Raw genomic sequence first — 16,568 nt, 5'->3', positions numbered from 1 at the left:
GCGCGATGAACTTCCGTAACATCTCAGCATGGTCGATCCGCAACCCGGTGGTCCCGATCGTGCTGTTCGTGGCGCTGACGCTGGCGGGGATCGTCAGCTTCATGCGCATGGACGTCAATCAGCAGCCCGATATCGATTTTCCGATCGCGTTCGTCGCGATCAGCCAGCCGGGCGCCGCGCCCAGCGAACTGGAGACGCAGGTCACCAAGCGCGTCGAGGCGGCCGCCCGCAGCCTGCGCGGGATCGACGAGATCCGTTCGACCGTGAAGGAAGGCAATTCGCAGACGGTCGTGCAGCTGCAACTGGGTACCGACATCGATCGTGCGGTCAACGATCTGCGCGACGCGATCACGCAGATTCGCGGCGATCTGCCCGACGGCATCCTGGAACCGCAGATCGGCCGCGTCGACACCAGCGATAACGATATCGCCAGCTTCTCCGCGCTGACCACCGACATGACGGTGGAGCAGCTTAGCTGGTACATCGACGATACGGTCAGCAAGGAATTGCTGTCGGTGCCGGGGCTGGGGGCGGTGGAGCGCAACGGCGGCGTCAGCCGCGAAATCCGCGTCATCCTCGATCCCATCAAGCTGCAGGCGCAAGGCCTGACCGCGAATGCGGTGAACGCGCAGCTGCGCGCGGTGAACCTGAACGCCACCGGCGGCAAGGCGGAGATCGCCGGCTCCGAACAGTCGGTCCGCGTGCTGGGCAACGCCAAGAATGCCTATGCACTGGGGCAGACGCAGATTTCGCTGGGTAACGGCCGCACGGTGCGGCTGGCCGATATCGCCGACGTGCGCGATGCCTATGCCGAACAGAAATCGGCGGCGGCGGTGGATGGTCGGCAGGTGGTGTCGTTCAGCTTCACGCGGACCAAGGGCGCATCCGACGTCACCGTCTTCCATGAGGCGGAGCAGAAGCTGGCGGCGTTGGAAAAGCGCAATCCGTCCGTTCATTTCAAACTGCTGTCGACCAGCGTCACCTATACCGAACGCGATTACGAGATTGCGATCGACTCGATGATCGAGGGCGCGGTGCTTGCGGTGATCGTCGTGTTCCTGTTCCTGCGGGACTGGCGGGCGACGTTCATCTCCGCGCTTGCGATCCCGCTATCGGCGATCCCGACCTTCTGGTTCATGGATCTGCTGGGGTTCAGCCTCAACAACATGACGCTGCTCGCGCTCAGTCTGGTGGCGGGCGTGCTGGTGGACGATGCGATCGTCGAGATCGAGAACATCGTCCGACACATGCGGATGGGCAAGAATGCCTATCAGGCGTCGATCGACGCGGCGGACGAGATCGGGCTGGCGGTGCTGGCTACGACGATGTCGATCGTTGCGGTGTTCCTGCCGGTGGCGCTGATGCCGGGCGTGTCGGGCCAGTTCTTCAAGAATTTCGGGCTGACCGTGGTCGCCGCGGTGCTGATGAGCCTGGCGGTGGCGCGCCTCATCACGCCGATGATCGCGGCGTATTTCATGAAGGCCGGCGGGCATGAGATTGCCGAAGATGGCCCGGTGATGCGCAATTATGTAAAGGTGTTGCGCTGGACGCTCGATCAATCGCGCCAGCGCACGCTGGCGGCGCGGGGCGGCTGGCGGCGGCTGGTGGGGCATCTGGTCGATCACCGCGTCTGGGTGATGGGATTCAGCGTGCTGGCACTGGTCGCGACGGTCGCGATCTTCATGCTGTTGCCGCAGGAATTCCAGCCGCAACGTGACAATGACCGCAGCACGGTGCTGGTCGAACTGCCGCCCGGGTCGACGCTGGAACAGACCAACGCGGTCGTCAGCAACGTCGCCGGCATCCTGTCGGCGCAGAAGCCGACGGTGATGTCGGTCTATCAACGCGCCTTTGTCGGCACCGGTCGTGTCACCGCGACCTTGGCGGAAGGGCGTGAGCAGACCAGCGTCGAGTTCGAGCGTGCATTGACGCCGACCCTCGCGGCCATTCCCGATGCACGCGTGTCGTTCCAGAATCAGAATGGCTGGGGCGGGCCTAGCCGCGATCTCCAGATCACGCTGGGCAGCGACGATCCGATCCTGCTGCAGCAGACCGCTGACCGTATCGTCGAGCAGATGAGCCGCCTGCCGATCCTGCGCGCACCGCGCACTGCGGGCGGGCTGCAACGACCGGAGATCGTGATCCGGCCCCGCATGGACCTTGCCGCCGATCTCGGCATCACGACCAGTGCGCTGTCCAACGCGATCCGGGTCGCGACGCTGGGCGATATCGATCAGAACAGCGCCCGCTTCTCGCTGTCCGACCGGCAGATTCCGATTCGCGTCGCCCTCGCCGAAAGCGCGCGTGAAAAGCTGTCGAGCATCGAAAACCTGCCCGTCACCACGCAGAATGGCGGCTCGGTACCGCTGAAGGTGGTGGCCGATATTGGCTTCGGCGCGGGACCGACGCAGATCGACCGGATCGCCCAGCAACGCCAGTTGACGATCGGGGCCGATCTGGCACCGGGTATCGTCGAAGGCGATGCGATGAAGCAGATCCTGGCGCTGCCCGCGGTCAAATCGATGCCGATCGGGGTCAGCCGCCTGACGGTGGGTCAGTCCAAGGCGCAGGCGGAACTGGTGACCAACATCATCCTCGCTGTCACCTCGGGTTTCCTCCTGCTCTTTGCCGTGCTGGTCCTGCTCTATCGCCGCTTTCTGCCGCCGTTCGTCAATCTGGGGTCGCTGTTCCTGGCGCCGCTGGGTGCATGCGTGGCGCTCTGGATCGCGGGCATGTCGGTATCGCTGCCAGTCTATATCGGGTTGCTGATGTTGCTGGGCATCGTCGCCAAGAATTCGATCCTGCTGGTCGATTTCGCGCTGGAGGAAATGAGCCACGGCGTCCCGAAATTCGAGGCGATCGTCGATGCCGGGCACAAGCGTGCGCTGCCCATCGTGATGACCACGGTGGCGATGGTCGCGGGCATGGTACCGACGGCACTGTCGCTGACCGGCGACGGATCGTTCCGCGCGCCGATGAGCGTGACGGTGATCGGAGGATTGATCCTGTCGACGCTGCTGACGCTGCTGATCGTGCCGGCGGGATTCAGCCTGGCCGTTGGGGTCGAAAGCCGGATGGGCAGTCGTCTGGGGCGGCGCCTGCTCACCTTCCGCCCGGGCGACGATGGCGCGACCGTGATAGAGGGACCTGTCCGCGATACGCGACTGGGCCGGGGGCCTGGAACGATCGGCTATCGCGAGGGCGGCACCCAGCCGGCGGAATGATCGCGCGTCGCGACGAACGGCACGACATGAACCATCCGTGCCGCCGGTCATTGTTACGGAGATGACAGTGATCGGCGCGCGCCTCCTTGATACGGCCCCCCCGGGTCTGGTGCGGATGCGGCGCGTGGCGACGGCCCTGCTGATCGCGATGGCATTGCTGTTCCTCGTCAGCCGGTCGCTGGTGGCGTCGCATCCGGCCTGGGGATTTGTCCGGGCCTTTGCCGAAGCGGCGATGGTCGGTGGACTGGCTGACTGGTTCGCGGTGACGGCCCTGTTTCGCCATCCGCTCGGCCTGCCGATCCCGCACACCGCGATCGTGCCCAAGAACAAGGATCGCATCGGCGATACGCTGGCCTCGTTCCTGCGCACGAACTTTCTCGTGCCGCGTGTCGTCGGACGGCGGATGCGGCGGCTGGACGTGGCGAACGCCGTGGCGCGCTGGCTGACAGACCCTCCGGAGGGGGCAGGCGGACGCTTTCGGCAGGGGGCGTCGCGAATGGTGGCACAGGTGCTCGAGTCGCTCGATCCGGCGCGTTTCGGCGGCATGGCCAAGGCGGCGGTCGCCAACCGCCTGCGTCAGACCGAGATGTCACCGATCGCCGGCCAATTGCTTAACGCGGCGATGGCACAGCAGCGGCATCAGCCGGTGCTGGACGCGGCGATCCGATGGGCCGGCGCGGCGCTTGGCAGCAACGAGCCGTTGATGCGCGCGATGATCCACCAGCGGGCCGGCGCGATCCTGCGCTGGACCGGGCTGGACGAAACCATCGCCGACAAGCTGATCGCCGGTCTCAACAACCTGATCGCCGAGATGGCGGCCGATCCCCAACATCCGTTGCGCCTGAAGGCGGAGGAGGGGCTGGATCGGCTGGCCTGGGATCTGCAGCACGACTCCGCGATGCGTGAGCGGGTGGAGCGGGTAAAGGTGGAACTGATCGCCAATCCGGCGATGGCGCGGTGGCTGGATGGTCTGTGGGAACAGGCACGCGCCGCGTTGCTGCGGATCGCCCGCGATCCGGAGGCGGCGATGACCGGGCAATTGGGAGAGGTGCTGCATCAGATCGGTGCCACCTTGCGCGATGATCGCCGGCTGGCACTGTCGATCAATCGCTTCGTTCGCCGGGCGGTGGTCGGCATCGCTGCCAGCTACGGCGATGCGATCGTGCGGCTGGTATCGGAAACCGTGCGTGGGTGGGACGAACGGACGATCACCAACCGGTTGGAAAATGCGGTCGGCCGGGATCTGCAGTTTATCCGCATCAATGGCACGGTGGTCGGCGGGCTGGTAGGGCTGGCCATTCATCTGATCGACGTGTTGCTGTGAAACGGTATGTTTCCGGGGGCGATTGCATGCCGCTTGCCGTCGCTGCCGGTTTCGCCCAATGGTGCGGACGATGACCGCCACGGCAGATTTCAGCGCAGACGGAGATGTAATCCGCTTCTCGGGTGATCTGTCGCTGGCGCGGCTTGGGTCGCTGCCCGATCGACTCGACAAGGTGGAGGGCAAGGTCGCACGGGTCGACCTGTCCGGAGTCGACCGGATCGACACGGTCGGTGCCTATGTCGTTCACCGCTTCGCTGCCCGTCACGATGCGCCGGTCGAAGGGCTGGAGCCGGACGGGAAGCAGCTGTTCGATCAGGTGGTCCAGTCCGACCAGCAGGTCGCGATGCGCCCCAGCCACGGCAGCGGCTTTACCCGCGTACTGGGCGAAGTAGGCGAGGCGGTGGTCGTCACCGGCCGTACCCTTCTGGGGCTGCTTGGTTTTCTCGGGGCGACGACGCTCGCGTTCATGTCGGTCATCCGCCATCCCCGCCGGTTCCGGTTCAATTCGGTGGTCCATGAGTTCGAGACGGTCGGCGTCGCCGCGCTCGGCATCGTTGGGTTGATGAGTTTTCTGATCGGCATCGTCATCGCGCAACAGGGGGCGGTCCAGTTGCGCCAGTTCGGCGCGGAGGTGTTCACGATCAACCTTGTTGGGCGGCTGACGCTGCGCGAACTGGGCGTGCTGATGACTGCGATCATGGTCGCCGGCCGGTCTGGCTCCGCGTTCGCCGCGCAACTCGGCACGATGAAGCTGACCGAGGAAATCGATGCGATGCGCACGATCGGCGTGTCGCCGATGGAAGCGTTGGTGCTGCCGCGGACGTTGGCGGCGATCGTGCTGATGCCGCTGCTTGGCTTCTACGCATCGTTGATCGCGATCATCGGCGGCGGATTGCTGGCATGGGTGTCGCTCGGTATTCCGCCGGTTACCTTCGTCGCGCGTATTCGCGAGGTAGTGCCGATCACCGACCTGTATGTCGGCCTGATCAAGGCACCCGTATTCGGCGCCATCATCGCGATCGCAGGCTGTTTCCAGGGGATGCAGGTGGAAGCGGACGCGGAACAGGTAGGTCTGCGTACCACCTCCGCGGTGGTGCAGGGTATTTTCCTGGTCATCGTGCTGGACGCGTTCTTCGCGGTGTTCTTTACCTGGGTGGGGTGGAACTGATGCCTCACGACCGGGCCAGCAACGCGGACGATATCATCGTCGAGGTGAAGGGGCTGCGTAACAGCTTCGGCGAGTCGGTGATTCACGACAATCTCGACCTGCAGGTTCGCCGTGGCGAAATCCTCGGCGTCGTTGGTGGATCGGGGACGGGCAAGTCCGTGCTGATGCGCTCGATCATCGGGCTTCAGACGCCCGACACCGGCGAGATCACCGTGTTTGGTGAGCCGACGATCGGTCGCGACGAAACCGAGGCGACCGATATCCGCAAACGCTGGGGCGTGTTGTTCCAGGGCGGCGCCTTGTTCTCGACGCTGACCGTGGCGGAAAACGTGCAGGTGCCGCTCCGGGAATTCTACCGCGAGCTGCCGCGATCGTTGATCGACGAGATCGCGTCGTACAAGGTGGTGATGACCGGCCTGCCCGCCGATGCCGGTCCGAAATACCCCGCCGAACTGTCGGGTGGCATGAAAAAGCGGGCCGGGCTGGCGCGGGCTCTGGCACTCGATCCCGAATTGCTGTTCCTGGATGAACCGACCGCCGGACTCGATCCGATCGGCGCGGCGGCGTTCGACGAGCTGATCCGGTCGTTGAGCCGGACGCTGGGGCTGACTGTCTTCCTCATCACCCACGATCTCGATACGTTGTATGCGATCTGTGACCGGGTGGCGGTACTGGCGGAAAAACGGGTGATCGCGGTCGGTACGATCGACGAACTGCTCGAAACCGACCAGCCCTGGATTCAGGAATATTTCAAGGGTCCACGCGGCCGTGCCGCTGCCTCTACGCAGGAGTTGCAGGACACCGATCGTGAGGCGGATGCCCACCCGACCGAGGTCGCAACGAACCGTACCGACACCCGTTCGCAGGGCACGCTTGCCGACGATCATGCCCGCGGGGCGACCCCGACCACTGACGATACAGGCCGCAAGGCAACAGGGACAGGCTGATGGAAACCCGTTCTAACCACATATTGGTCGGTGCCGTCGTGCTGATCCTGCTCGCGATGCTCGCGCTCTTCACGGTGTGGATCGCCCGCGTCGGCGGGGCGGAGGAGAAGGAATACGACATCTTCTTCCGCCAGTCGGTCGATGGTCTGGCGCGTGGATCGGTCGTGACCTATTCTGGCGTACCGTCGGGGCAGGTGAAGCAGATCGCGCTGTGGGCGAACGATCCGCAGTTCGTGCGCGTCCGCATCAGTGTGAATGACGATACGCCGGTCCTGCAGGGCACGACGGCGACGGTGGTGGGCAGCTTTACCGGCACCAGCACCGTTTCGCTCGACGGGGCGCGCAAGGGCGCGCAGCCGATCGTCTGCCCGGATCCGCCCAATCCCACCCAGTGCCCGTATGGCGTGCCGGTGATTGCGACCAAGCAGGGCGGGATCGGGGCGATCCTGAATTCCGCACCGCAGTTGCTGGAACGGTTGTCGACGCTGACCGAACGGTTGACCGGACTGTTGACCGATCGCAATCAGGCGTCGATTGCAGGCATATTGGAAAATACCAACCGGTTGACCGATGCATTGGCCGATCGTGGACCGGAAATTGCCGCGACACTGGCGCAGACCCGCGTCGCGATCCAGCAGGCGGGTGAGGCGTCGCAGCAGATTGGCAATCTGGCGGCGACCACCAACGGATTGCTGGCGAACGACATCCAGCCGACGATCCGCAACCTGAATGGTGCGATCGATTCGGCGCGTAAATCCGCCGACACGCTGAATGCCGCGATCGGCGACGCCCGCCCCGGCCTCCAGACCTTCTCGCGGCAGACCGTTCCGGAAGCGAACAGGCTGGTGCGCGACCTGCGCGTGACGGCGGCGGCCCTGTCGTCGGTGGCTGAAAAGGTGGATCAGCAGGGCGCCAGCTCGCTGATCGGGCAGCAGAAGCTGCCGGACTATAAGGGTAAGTGAGGGTCGCCATGACAAGATCGCTTCTGCTGCCGATGGCGCTGATCGCCGTGCTGCCGCTTTCCGGGTGCATCAGCTTCGGTGCGACGCCGCCCGATACGTTGTTGACGCTGAACAGCACCGCCGCCCTGCCGGTCGGGCAGATGCAGAACAGTGCGACCGCGAAGTCGATCGTGATCGCGGTGCCGGTGACGCCGCAATCGCTGGCTACGACCCGGGTGCCGGTACAGACCAGCACGACCAGCATCGCCTATGTAAAGGACGCGCAATGGGCAGAACCACCCGCCCGGCTGTTCGCGCGGCTGCTCTCAGATATGACGACTGCACGCACTGGTCGCGTGGTGTTGAGCCAGGTTCAGGCAGTAACGGAGGCAAACGACCAGCTTGCCGGTGAATTGCGTAACTTCGGCCTCGACGCCGATGCGCGCATGGCGGTCGTCACGTTCGATGCAGCGCTGACCCGATCGGGTGCGACGGGCACCGAAAAGCGCCGGTTCGAGGCGCGTGTTCCCGTCAGTGCGATCGATGCGGCATCGACCGGGCCGGCGCTGAACCAGGCGGCCAATCAGGTGGCGCAACAGGTGGCGGACTGGGTCGGACGCTAATCGGGACGGCAGGGTGGCTTTGACCGGGTGGCGGAGCTGCCCGGCCGGGGCTGGCAAGACGAAAGCAGTGCGTCAGACATCACTGACGTTGCCGATATGATGGCCACCTGACCGGTCGTGGAGAACGGCAGACGGGTCGTCAGCGTTGCCCGGCCAACGCCAATATCCGTTCTGCTTCGGCAAGATGAAGCCGCTCCACCATCGCACCGTCCATCCGCACCGCACCACGATCCGCATGGGCAGGATCGGCGAAGGTGGCGACGACCCGTTCCGCCCACTCGATTTCGGCGGCATCCGGCCCGAATGCCGCATTGGCGGCGGTGATCTGTGACGGGTGAATCAGCGTCTTGCCATCGAATCCCCAATCTCGCCCCTGTAGACAATCCCGAACCAGTCGATCTTCATCCTCGATCGCATTCAGGACCCCGTCCAGCGCCATCATGCCACCCGCCCGGGCGGCAGCGACGATCGCGGCCAGATGCGGGAACAGCGCGGTACGATGACCGTCGACGCGGCAGCGCAGATCGAGCGCCAGATCGTTCGTTCCCGCAACCAGCGCAGCCAACCCCAGTTCATTGGCTGCCTTGACGATCTCAGGCAGTGCGACGATGCCTTTCGCGGTTTCAATCATTGCCCACAACGGAATCACCGGCCCCAGCAGGGCGCGGGCGTCGATCAGATCGGTGACGCCGTCGACCTTGGGCAGCAATACCGCATCCGCTGCACTTCCGGTCAGGGCAGTCAGATCATCCTTGCCCGTCGCGGTGGCCGCGGCGTTCGCACGGATCACGCAGCCCCGATCCCCGAACCCGCCATCGGTCATGGCGGCGAGGGCGGCGGTGCGCGCCTCCGTCTTGCGTTCGGGCGCGACGGCATCTTCCAGATCGAGAATCACGATATCGCAATGCAGGTTACGGGCCTTTTCCAATGCCCGTGCGTTGGACGCGGGCATGAAAAGCGCGCTGCGGTGGCGGATCGGACGCATGGTTTTAGCCTAGCGTTCGACGTTGCCGGTGGGAAGTAGCGGTCGGGTACGGGAAGGGGGCAGGCCTGATGGCTGTCCGGAATGAACAAGTTCGGCGACGCGCGCGATCTGCCATTGTCTATCCGTTGGCATTGGCCGGGGTACTGACGCTCAACGCATGTGCGCCCGGTGTCCTGTCACCAGCCGGCCCGGTCGCCGCAGGTGAGCGGACCATCCTGTTCAATGCGCTGGCGATCATGATGCTGATCGTGGTGCCGACGATCGTCGTGACGCTCGGCTTCGCCTGGTGGTTTCGTGCCGGCAACAAGCGGGCGACCTATCGCCCGACCTGGTCCTATTCCGGGCGCATCGAATTGCTGGTCTGGTCGGTGCCGGCGTTGATCGTCATCTTCCTTGCCGGGCTGACGTGGATCGGCACCCATCAACTCGCCCCGGAGCGGCCGCTGGTGTCCAAGCGGAAACCGGTGATGGTGCAGGTCGTCGCGCTCGATTGGAAATGGCTGTTCATTTATCCGGAACAGGGGATCGCGACGGTCAATCGGCTGGTGATCCCGGCCGGCACGCCGATTGCGTTTCGGATCACCAGCGGCACCGTGATGAACAGCTTCTTCGTGCCGCAACTCGGCAGTCAAATCTACGCGATGTCGGGCATGGATTCGCGGCTGCATCTGCAGGCCGACAAACCCGGCCGCTTTCATGGGCTGTCCGCGCATTATAGCGGTGAGGGTTTCGCCGATATGGATTTTTCGGTCGACGCACTGCCGGCCACGCAGTTCGCCGATTGGGTGACCCGGACAAAGGCCGCCGGACCCGTGCTGGACGGTCAAGGTCTCGCCGCACTGTCGCGACCGACGGTCAATGTGGCCCCGCGTGGCTATCGTGCGGTGATGCCGGGATTGTACGACCGGATCGTCGCCAATGCCGGTGTCGGCGTGCATGACGAGGCCCGGTCGGGGCGGGAGGACAATCATGTTCGGTAAACTCGGCTGGGACTCGATTCCTTGGGAACAGCCGCTGCCACTGGTCGCGTTCGGACTGGCGGGACTTGGCATCCTCGCGCTGCTCGGCTGGACATGGCGGGCGGGGCACATACCCTATCTGTGGCGCGAATGGATCACCAGCGTCGATCATAAGCGGATCGGGGTGATGTACTGCATCCTGGCGGCGGTGATGCTGCTGCGCGGGTTTTCCGACGCGCTGTTGATGCGGGCGCAGCAGGCGATCGCCTATGGCAATCCCGGTTACCTGCCGCCCGATCATTACGACCAGATATTCACCGCCCACGGCGTGATGATGATCTTCTTCGTCGCCATGCCGTTCATGATCGGGCTGATGAACTTCGCGGTGCCGTTGCAACTGGGCATTCGCGACGTGGCGTTTCCGACGCTGAACTCGGTCAGTTTCTGGCTGACGGCGGCGGGTGCTTTGCTGGTCAACATCAGCCTCGTCATCGGCGAATTCGCGAAGACGGGCTGGGTGGTCTATCCACCGCTCAGCGAGCTGAGCTTTTCCCCTGGGGTCGGCGTCGATTATTACCTGTGGGCGTTGCAGGTGTCGGGGGTCGGCACCTTGCTGTCCGGCGTCAATCTGGTCACCACCATCCTGAAGATGCGGGCGCCCGGCATGGGCTATACCCGGATGCCGATGTTCTGCTGGACGTCGCTGGCGACGAACCTGCTGATCGTCGCCGCATTCCCGATCCTGACCGCGACGCTGGCGATGCTGACGCTCGACCGGTACCTTGGTTTCCACTTCTTCACGAACGAACTGGGCGGCAACCAGATGATGTTCGTGAACCTGATCTGGGCGTGGGGCCACCCGGAGGTCTATATCCTGATCCTGCCCGCGTTCGGCATCTTCAGCGAGGTGGTATCCACCTTCTCCGGCAAGCCGCTGTTCGGCTATCGATCGATGATCCTCGCGACGATGGCGATATGTCTGTTGTCGTTCATGGTGTGGCTGCACCACTTCTTCACGATGGGGGCGGGGGCGGACGTCAACGGCTTCTTCGGTATTTCGACGATGATCATCGCGGTGCCGACCGGCGTGAAGGTCTTCAACTGGATCTTCACCATGTATGGCGGACGCATCCGCTATACGTCGATGATGCTATGGTCGGTGGGGTTCATCGTCACCTTCGTGATCGGCGGGATGACGGGGGTGTTGCTGGCGGTGCCGCCGGCCGATTTCGTGCTGCACAACTCGCTGTTCCTCGTGGCGCATTTCCATAACATCGTGATCCCCGGTGTATTGTTCGGCGCGTTCGCGGGGCTGACCTACTGGTGGCCCAAGGCGTTCGGCTTCTCGCTCGACGAGAAATGGGGAAAACGGTCGTTCTGGTTCTGGCTGTCGGGATTCTATCTCGCCTTCATGCCGTTGTATGTGTTGGGGCTGATGGGGATGACGCGACGGCTGGGTCATTACGATGTCGCCGGCTGGCAACCATGGCTGATCGCAGCGGCAGGGGGCGCGGTGCTGATCGCATGTGGTATCGGCTGTCAGGTCATCATGTTCACTGTATCGATCCGCACCCGGCATGACCGCGTCGATGTCAGCGGCGATCCATGGGATGGGCGCACGCTGGAATGGTCGACGACCTCGCCGCCGCCCATCTTCAATTTCGCGACCCTGCCCGATGTGCGCGGCGAGGAAGCCTATTGGGGTCTGAAATCCACCGCGCGTGAAAACCGGGCCTTGTCGGAGAAACCCGATTACCAGGACATCGAGATGCCGCGCAATTCACCGACCGGCATCGTCAGTGCGTTCTTCGCCAGCGCGATGGGCTTCGCGCTGGTCTGGCATATCTGGTGGCTGGTGATCGTCGGGTTCGTCGGCGCATGGGCGACGTTCGTCGTCTTCGCATGGCGTGACGAGGCGGAATACACCATCGCCGGCGACGAGGTGGAACGCCGTGACCGCCTGCGCCGTCAGGGCAAGGCCGATCTGCTGGGTGTTCCCGATGAGGCACTGGTATGAGCAACGCCACACCCGCCGACCCCCATCAGTTGGGACATGGCGAGATACCAAGCGATCAACGTGGCCCGGCGCCCAAGCGGATTGTGGTCGGCTACGGCTTCTGGATCTTCCTGCTGTCCGACTTCATCATGTTCTCGGCTTTCTTCGCCGCCTATGCGGTGCTGGTCGGCGAGACGGCGGGCGGGCCGCGGGGTGTCGAGCTGTTCGACCTGACGCTGGTCGGGTGGGAAACGGCGTTGCTGCTGTTGTCGTCCTTCGCATGCGGGCTGGCGGGGCTGGCGATGATTGCGGACCGGCGCGGGCTGTTCCAGATCGCGATGGCGGCAACGGGCGCGCTGGGGGCTGCGTTCCTGTGTCTGGAACTGTACGAATTCACGCACCTGATCGACGAGGGGGCCGGACCGTCGCGCAGCGCCTTCCTGTCGGCATTCTTTGCGCTGGTCGGATGTCACGGCGTCCACGTCTTTCTGGGGCTGTTGTGGCTGACGACGATGATGGCGCAAGTGCAGGCGAAGGGATTTCGTGAGGACATCCGGCGCCGGATCGCCTGTTTCAGCCTGTTCTGGCACGCCCTCGACATCATCTGGGTGGCGTTGCTGACCGTCGTCTATCTGCTGGGAACCGCCGCATGAGCGATACGCGCCACCCCGACGATACGCCGCGCGGCGACGATCAGGCGCCGGGCGAGGAAGGCGAGCCTGAGTCGGTCGCTGCGGGGCTTACCGGTTATCTCGTGGGACTGGGGCTCGCCGCATTGCTGTCGATCGCGTCATTTGCCGCGGCCCGCAGCGGGCTGATCTACGGGCCTGCCATTCCCGTCGCGCTGATCGCGCTGGCGGTGGCACAGATGGGCGTCCACCTCGTCTTCTTCCTCCACATCACCACCGGGCCGGACAATACCAACAATACGCTGGCGCTGGCGTTCGGCATCCTGATCGTCGTGCTGGTGCTGGTAGGATCGTTGTGGATCATGGATCATCTGCACCACAATCTGATGCCGATGACGGAGATGATGGCCCGTCAGCGATGACGCGTCATTTTTCCAGCAGCATCGCGCGGGTGACGCCGTTGGTCCAGCCGAACCCGTCCTGATTGGGGTATTCGCCGCCGCCGCCGGGCCGGCGGTCGACCACATCGTATTTTTCCAGCAGCTTGCCCGACGCATCATATTCACGATTTACCGTCGCCAGCCACGCGGTACGGATGCGGATCGCCAGCCTGTCCTCACCATACCGGCGCAGGCCGCGATAGGCGATCCATTGCAGTGGCGCCCAGCCATTGGGATCGTCCCATTGCTGGCCCGAGGCGACCGGCGTGGTCCGTACGCCGCCTTCGCCGATCAACGCAGTGAGTGCCCGGGCGGTGAGGCGGGCCTGATCCTGGGTGGCGACGCCGGCGAACAGCGGGAATGCCATGGCCGCCGTCACCTTGTCATTGGCGCGACCGGTATCGAGGTCGTGATCGGCAAAAAACCGGCCGTTCCACAGGTGCCGACGGATAGCGGCGATCCGCGCGGTGGCGCGCGCGTCGAACGAGGCGGCGCAGGCCGTATCGCCCAATGTACGGCAATTGACGGCGATCGCCTGTTCCATCCCCACCATCAGGCTGTTCAGATCGATCGGCACCAGTCGCGTCGTTCGGATCGTCGCCAGTGTCCGGCCGTCGCCCAGCCAGCGTGAGGAAAAGTCCCAGCCGCTTTCCGCCGCTGCGCGCAGATCGCGCATCAGTTCGCCGCGCGGCCGGCCCGGGGTAGCATCCGCGAGTTCGGTATCCTCGCGGTAGCTTTCGTCGCGCGCATCATCCCGGTCGTCCCAATACCGGTTGAGCAACGCACCATCGGGCAACCGCACGGCCCGTGCCTGCGCGGTGCCGGGGGCTAGGGCGGTTGCGCCGGCCATCCAGTATGCATGTTCCGTACGCAATTGCCGGTTGCGGGCGGCAAGCGTCGCGGCATCGTGCGACAGCCCCGCGATCAGATAGAAAAAGGGTGGTTGCGACCGGCTGAGATAATAGGTGCGGGTGCCGTTGGGGATGTGGCCGTAACGATCGATCAGGCTGCCGAAATCGATCACCATGTCCTCGACCAGATCCTGTCGTCCGGCGGGGGGCAGGCCGAGCATCGTGAACCAGCTGTCCCAGTAATACATCTCCCGGAACCGCCCGCCCGGCACGACATAGCGGCGCGGCAATGTCAGCGCCGACGATCCGGCAGTTACGTTGGTGGTGGTGCGGGTCAGTTGCGGCCAGAGTTCGTCGATATGCTGCGTCAGGGTACGCCGTGGCTGCGGCCTGGTGACGGGCGCTTCGGGCAGCGTGAAATGCGTCAGCACGAACCGGCGCAGGCCGGCATCGCTGCCACACCGGCAATGACGATAGGCGGCGATGATGCGGGCATCGGATCGCTTCGGCACGGCATCCGCGAAGGTCTTGCCGTCGGGAAACAGCCGCCGCATCTGTACATCGTGATATAGCCTGCCGAACCGCTGTGCCGGCGACAGCGGTGTCGCGGCGACCGTCAGCAGGGTGGTGGCAGCGAGGATCAGGCGGGCGATCAAGATCGACTCTCCAGAAGGGTGGCGCGGGCCAGCGTGACCCGCCGTTCGCCGCGGTCGATGCGGATATAGACGGTGTCGTCACCCGCCGGCAGGCGCAGCAGGAATCCGCCGGTGTCGGCCCAGCGATCCGGCGTCATCGGCCGGTCGGTCATGTCGCGCCAGTCGGCGGCGGTCAGCCAGTCCTGATCGGCCAGGGGCCCTTCGCACCGGAACCGCGACAGGCGGGCGACGAAATCCTCCAGCGCGGTATCGCGGTTCGCCCAGTCGAGCCACGTCGTCTCGTTGTCCTGCGCATAGGCGTTGTTGTTGCCGCGCTGGCTCCGGCCGAATTCGTCACCTGCCGTCAGCATCGGCGTACCGCGCGAGGCAAACAGGGTGGCGAGCAGCGCGCGGGCATCGCTGTCACGCGCAGCGCGGATGGCGGGATCGTCGCTCGGTCCCTCCACGCCGTTGTTCCAGCAGATTTCGCCGCCATGGCCGTCGCGATTGTCTTCGCCATTGGCGTGGTTGTGGCGGGTGGCGAAGCTCAACATGTCGGCCAGGGTGAAGCCGTCATGCGCGGCAACGAAGTTGACGCTGCGGATATGGGGGCCGGTGAAGATGTCGGAGGACCCGGCGATGCGGGTGGCAAGCGTGCCGGCGGTGCCATCGCCGCGCCAGAACCGGCGGACATCGTCACGGAACCTGTCGTTCCATTCCAGCCAGTTGTCGGGAAACCGGCCCAGTTGATAGCCGCCGGGGCCGATGTCCCATGGCTCCGCGATCATCACCCGGCTTGCCAGCACTGGATCGGCGGTGATCGCGGTGAAGATCGGGGCGGCAGCGTCGAACCGCGGTGACCGCGCCATGACCGGCGCAAGATCGAAGCGGAACCCATCGACGCCCAGCATGGCGAAATGCCGCATCGCCGTCAGCGCCAGATCGCGGACATGCGGCTGTCCGAAATCGAGGGTGTTGCCGGTGCCGGCGTCGTTGACCAGCGATCCGTTCGGCGTACGGGAATAGGACTGCGGATCGAGTCCACGCAGGCTGAGCGTCGGCCCGCCCGTGTCGCTTTCGCCGGTATGATTGAAGACGAGATCGAGCAGCACGCCGATCCCCGCTTCCCGCAACGTCGCGATGGTGTCGCGCAGTTCCGCAACCCCGCCGGGGCACAATCGCGGGTCCAGCGCCATGAAAGCGACAGGGTTGTAACCCCATGCATTGGTCAGCCCCAGCGGGGGCAGGTGGCGTTCGTCGATCCATGCCACGATCGGCATCAGTTCGATCGCCGCGACGCCCAGTTTCCGCAGATGGGCGACGATCGCGGGATGCGCCAGCGCGCCGACGGTACCGCGCTGTTCCGCCGGTACGTCCGGATGCCGCATGGTGAAACTGCGGACGTTGAGTTCGTAGATCAGGCCCCCGGGCGCGAACAGCGGCGGTGGCGGCGGGCCGGCATCGGCTGGCGCGCAGACGATGGCTTTGGGCACCAGCGCGGCGGTGTCGAACCCGTATTGCGACAGTGCCGGATCATAGACGAAGCGCCGGTCGAGTTCGATCGCATAGGGATCGACCAGCAGCTTGGCCGGATCGAACCAGTGTCCGGCGGCGGGATCATGAACGCCGGTCGCGCGATAGCCGTAACGCTGGCCCGCGCCGATGCCGGGCATGGTGACGGCCCACCGCTCGCCTTCCCGCGCCATCGGCACCTGTCGTTCGACCGCACCGTCGAACAGGCACAGGGTGACGGCGCTGGCGGACGGCGCCCTGACCGTGAAGCTGGTCGCGTCGCCCCGGACATGGGCACCGCAGATGCGGTCTGGCGGGGAGGGGGCGGCTGGCA

At 64.9% G+C, this 16,568-nt stretch carries 13 protein-coding genes; 10 read left to right on the top strand and 3 right to left on the bottom strand.

Features of this window, described 5'->3' with window-relative positions; genetic code table 11:
• Nucleotides 1–5 precede the first annotated feature (5 nt).
• The 6 genes from ABD719_RS07115 (at nucleotide 6) to ABD719_RS07090 (ending at nucleotide 8,227) form a co-directional block, all read left to right on the top strand.
• A complete protein-coding gene (locus tag ABD719_RS07115) occupies nucleotides 6–3,224 on the top strand; it encodes an efflux RND transporter permease subunit (protein ID WP_344692671.1) in 3,219 nt (1,072 codons plus the stop codon).
• Between the two features lie 115 nt (nucleotides 3,225–3,339).
• The gene (locus ABD719_RS07110; RefSeq protein ID WP_344693072.1) at nucleotides 3,340–4,548 is read left to right on the top strand and encodes a DUF445 domain-containing protein; all 1,209 of its coding nucleotides are present in this window, start codon (nucleotides 3,340–3,342) and stop codon (nucleotides 4,546–4,548) included.
• A gap of 70 nt (nucleotides 4,549–4,618) precedes the next feature.
• Nucleotides 4,619–5,716, top strand: a complete 1,098-nt coding sequence (locus ABD719_RS07105) for an ABC transporter permease (RefSeq protein WP_344692670.1) — start codon at nucleotides 4,619–4,621, stop codon at nucleotides 5,714–5,716.
• Nucleotides 5,716–6,663 (top strand): ABC transporter ATP-binding protein, encoded by a 948-nt coding sequence (locus ABD719_RS07100; protein WP_344692669.1) that lies wholly within the window; start codon nucleotides 5,716–5,718, stop codon nucleotides 6,661–6,663. The genes ABD719_RS07105 and ABD719_RS07100 overlap by 1 nt, the downstream gene beginning before the upstream one ends.
• Nucleotides 6,663–7,625, top strand: a complete 963-nt coding sequence (locus ABD719_RS07095) for an MlaD family protein (protein WP_344692668.1) — start codon at nucleotides 6,663–6,665, stop codon at nucleotides 7,623–7,625. The genes ABD719_RS07100 and ABD719_RS07095 overlap by 1 nt, the downstream gene beginning before the upstream one ends.
• A gap of 8 nt (nucleotides 7,626–7,633) precedes the next feature.
• Entirely contained in the window at nucleotides 7,634–8,227 is a 594-nt protein-coding gene (locus ABD719_RS07090) for an ABC-type transport auxiliary lipoprotein family protein (RefSeq protein WP_344692667.1), read from the top strand.
• Nucleotides 8,228–8,366: 139 nt separating this feature from the next.
• On the opposite strand, the gene ABD719_RS07085 is transcribed toward ABD719_RS07090, so the two are convergent.
• Nucleotides 8,367–9,212: an HpcH/HpaI aldolase/citrate lyase family protein gene (locus ABD719_RS07085; RefSeq protein WP_344692666.1), complete on the bottom strand. Its 846-nt coding sequence runs from the start codon at nucleotides 9,210–9,212 to the stop codon at nucleotides 8,367–8,369.
• A 68-nt stretch (nucleotides 9,213–9,280) separates the two neighbouring features.
• On the opposite strand from ABD719_RS07085, the gene cyoA reads away from it, so the two are divergent.
• Genes cyoA through cyoD form a run of 4 tightly spaced genes read left to right on the top strand, consistent with a single transcriptional unit; the run spans nucleotide 9,281 to nucleotide 13,218 of the window.
• Nucleotides 9,281–10,192, top strand: coding sequence for a ubiquinol oxidase subunit II (cyoA, locus tag ABD719_RS07080; protein WP_344692665.1), 912 nt, complete (start codon nucleotides 9,281–9,283; stop codon nucleotides 10,190–10,192).
• Nucleotides 10,182–12,188 carry a cytochrome o ubiquinol oxidase subunit I gene (cyoB, locus tag ABD719_RS07075; protein WP_344692664.1) on the top strand — a complete coding sequence of 669 codons (2,007 nt, stop codon included), beginning with the start codon at nucleotides 10,182–10,184 and terminating at the stop codon, nucleotides 12,186–12,188. The genes cyoA and cyoB overlap by 11 nt, the downstream gene beginning before the upstream one ends.
• Nucleotides 12,185–12,820 carry a cytochrome (ubi)quinol oxidase subunit III gene (locus tag ABD719_RS07070; protein ID WP_344692663.1) on the top strand — a complete coding sequence of 212 codons (636 nt, stop codon included), beginning with the start codon at nucleotides 12,185–12,187 and terminating at the stop codon, nucleotides 12,818–12,820. Before cyoB ends, ABD719_RS07070 begins: the two co-directional genes overlap by 4 nt.
• Nucleotides 12,817–13,218 (top strand): cytochrome o ubiquinol oxidase subunit IV, encoded by a 402-nt coding sequence (cyoD, locus tag ABD719_RS07065; RefSeq protein WP_344692662.1) that lies wholly within the window; start codon nucleotides 12,817–12,819, stop codon nucleotides 13,216–13,218. Before ABD719_RS07070 ends, cyoD begins: the two co-directional genes overlap by 4 nt.
• 4 nt (nucleotides 13,219–13,222) lie before the next feature.
• On the opposite strand, the gene treA is transcribed toward cyoD, so the two are convergent.
• Entirely contained in the window at nucleotides 13,223–14,743 is a 1,521-nt protein-coding gene (treA, locus tag ABD719_RS07060) for an alpha,alpha-trehalase TreA (protein WP_344692661.1), read from the bottom strand.
• Complete coding sequence (gene glgX, locus ABD719_RS07055; RefSeq protein WP_344693071.1) at nucleotides 14,740–16,539, bottom strand: glycogen debranching protein GlgX; 1,800 nt, start codon at nucleotides 16,537–16,539, stop codon at nucleotides 14,740–14,742. The genes treA and glgX overlap by 4 nt, the downstream gene beginning before the upstream one ends.
• Between the last annotated feature and the right edge of the window lie 29 nt (nucleotides 16,540–16,568).

Source organism: Sphingomonas cynarae (genome assembly GCF_039537815.1).
GTDB lineage: Bacteria > Pseudomonadota > Alphaproteobacteria > Sphingomonadales > Sphingomonadaceae > Sphingomonas > Sphingomonas cynarae.
Note: the sequence above shows the minus strand (reverse complement) of the source record. Positions and strands in the feature narration are given on the sequence as shown.

Excerpts from the sequence above, each read along its gene's own strand:
- cyoD (WP_344692662.1), top strand. The coding sequence starts at position 12,817 with ATGAGCGATACGCGCCACCCCGACGATACGCCGCGCGGCGACGATCAG.
- ABD719_RS07105 (WP_344692670.1), top strand. The coding sequence starts at position 4,619 with ATGACCGCCACGGCAGATTTCAGCGCAGACGGAGATGTAATCCGCTTC.
- ABD719_RS07090 (WP_344692667.1), top strand. The coding sequence starts at position 7,634 with ATGACAAGATCGCTTCTGCTGCCGATGGCGCTGATCGCCGTGCTGCCG.
- cyoB (WP_344692664.1), top strand. The coding sequence starts at position 10,182 with ATGTTCGGTAAACTCGGCTGGGACTCGATTCCTTGGGAACAGCCGCTG.
- ABD719_RS07100 (WP_344692669.1), top strand. The coding sequence starts at position 5,716 with ATGCCTCACGACCGGGCCAGCAACGCGGACGATATCATCGTCGAGGTG.
- ABD719_RS07095 (WP_344692668.1), top strand. The coding sequence starts at position 6,663 with ATGGAAACCCGTTCTAACCACATATTGGTCGGTGCCGTCGTGCTGATC.
- ABD719_RS07115 (WP_344692671.1), top strand. The coding sequence starts at position 6 with ATGAACTTCCGTAACATCTCAGCATGGTCGATCCGCAACCCGGTGGTC.
- ABD719_RS07110 (WP_344693072.1), top strand. The coding sequence starts at position 3,340 with ATGCGGCGCGTGGCGACGGCCCTGCTGATCGCGATGGCATTGCTGTTC.
- ABD719_RS07085 (WP_344692666.1), bottom strand. The coding sequence starts at position 9,212 with ATGCGTCCGATCCGCCACCGCAGCGCGCTTTTCATGCCCGCGTCCAAC.
- cyoA (WP_344692665.1), top strand. The coding sequence starts at position 9,281 with ATGGCTGTCCGGAATGAACAAGTTCGGCGACGCGCGCGATCTGCCATT.
- ABD719_RS07070 (WP_344692663.1), top strand. The coding sequence starts at position 12,185 with ATGAGCAACGCCACACCCGCCGACCCCCATCAGTTGGGACATGGCGAG.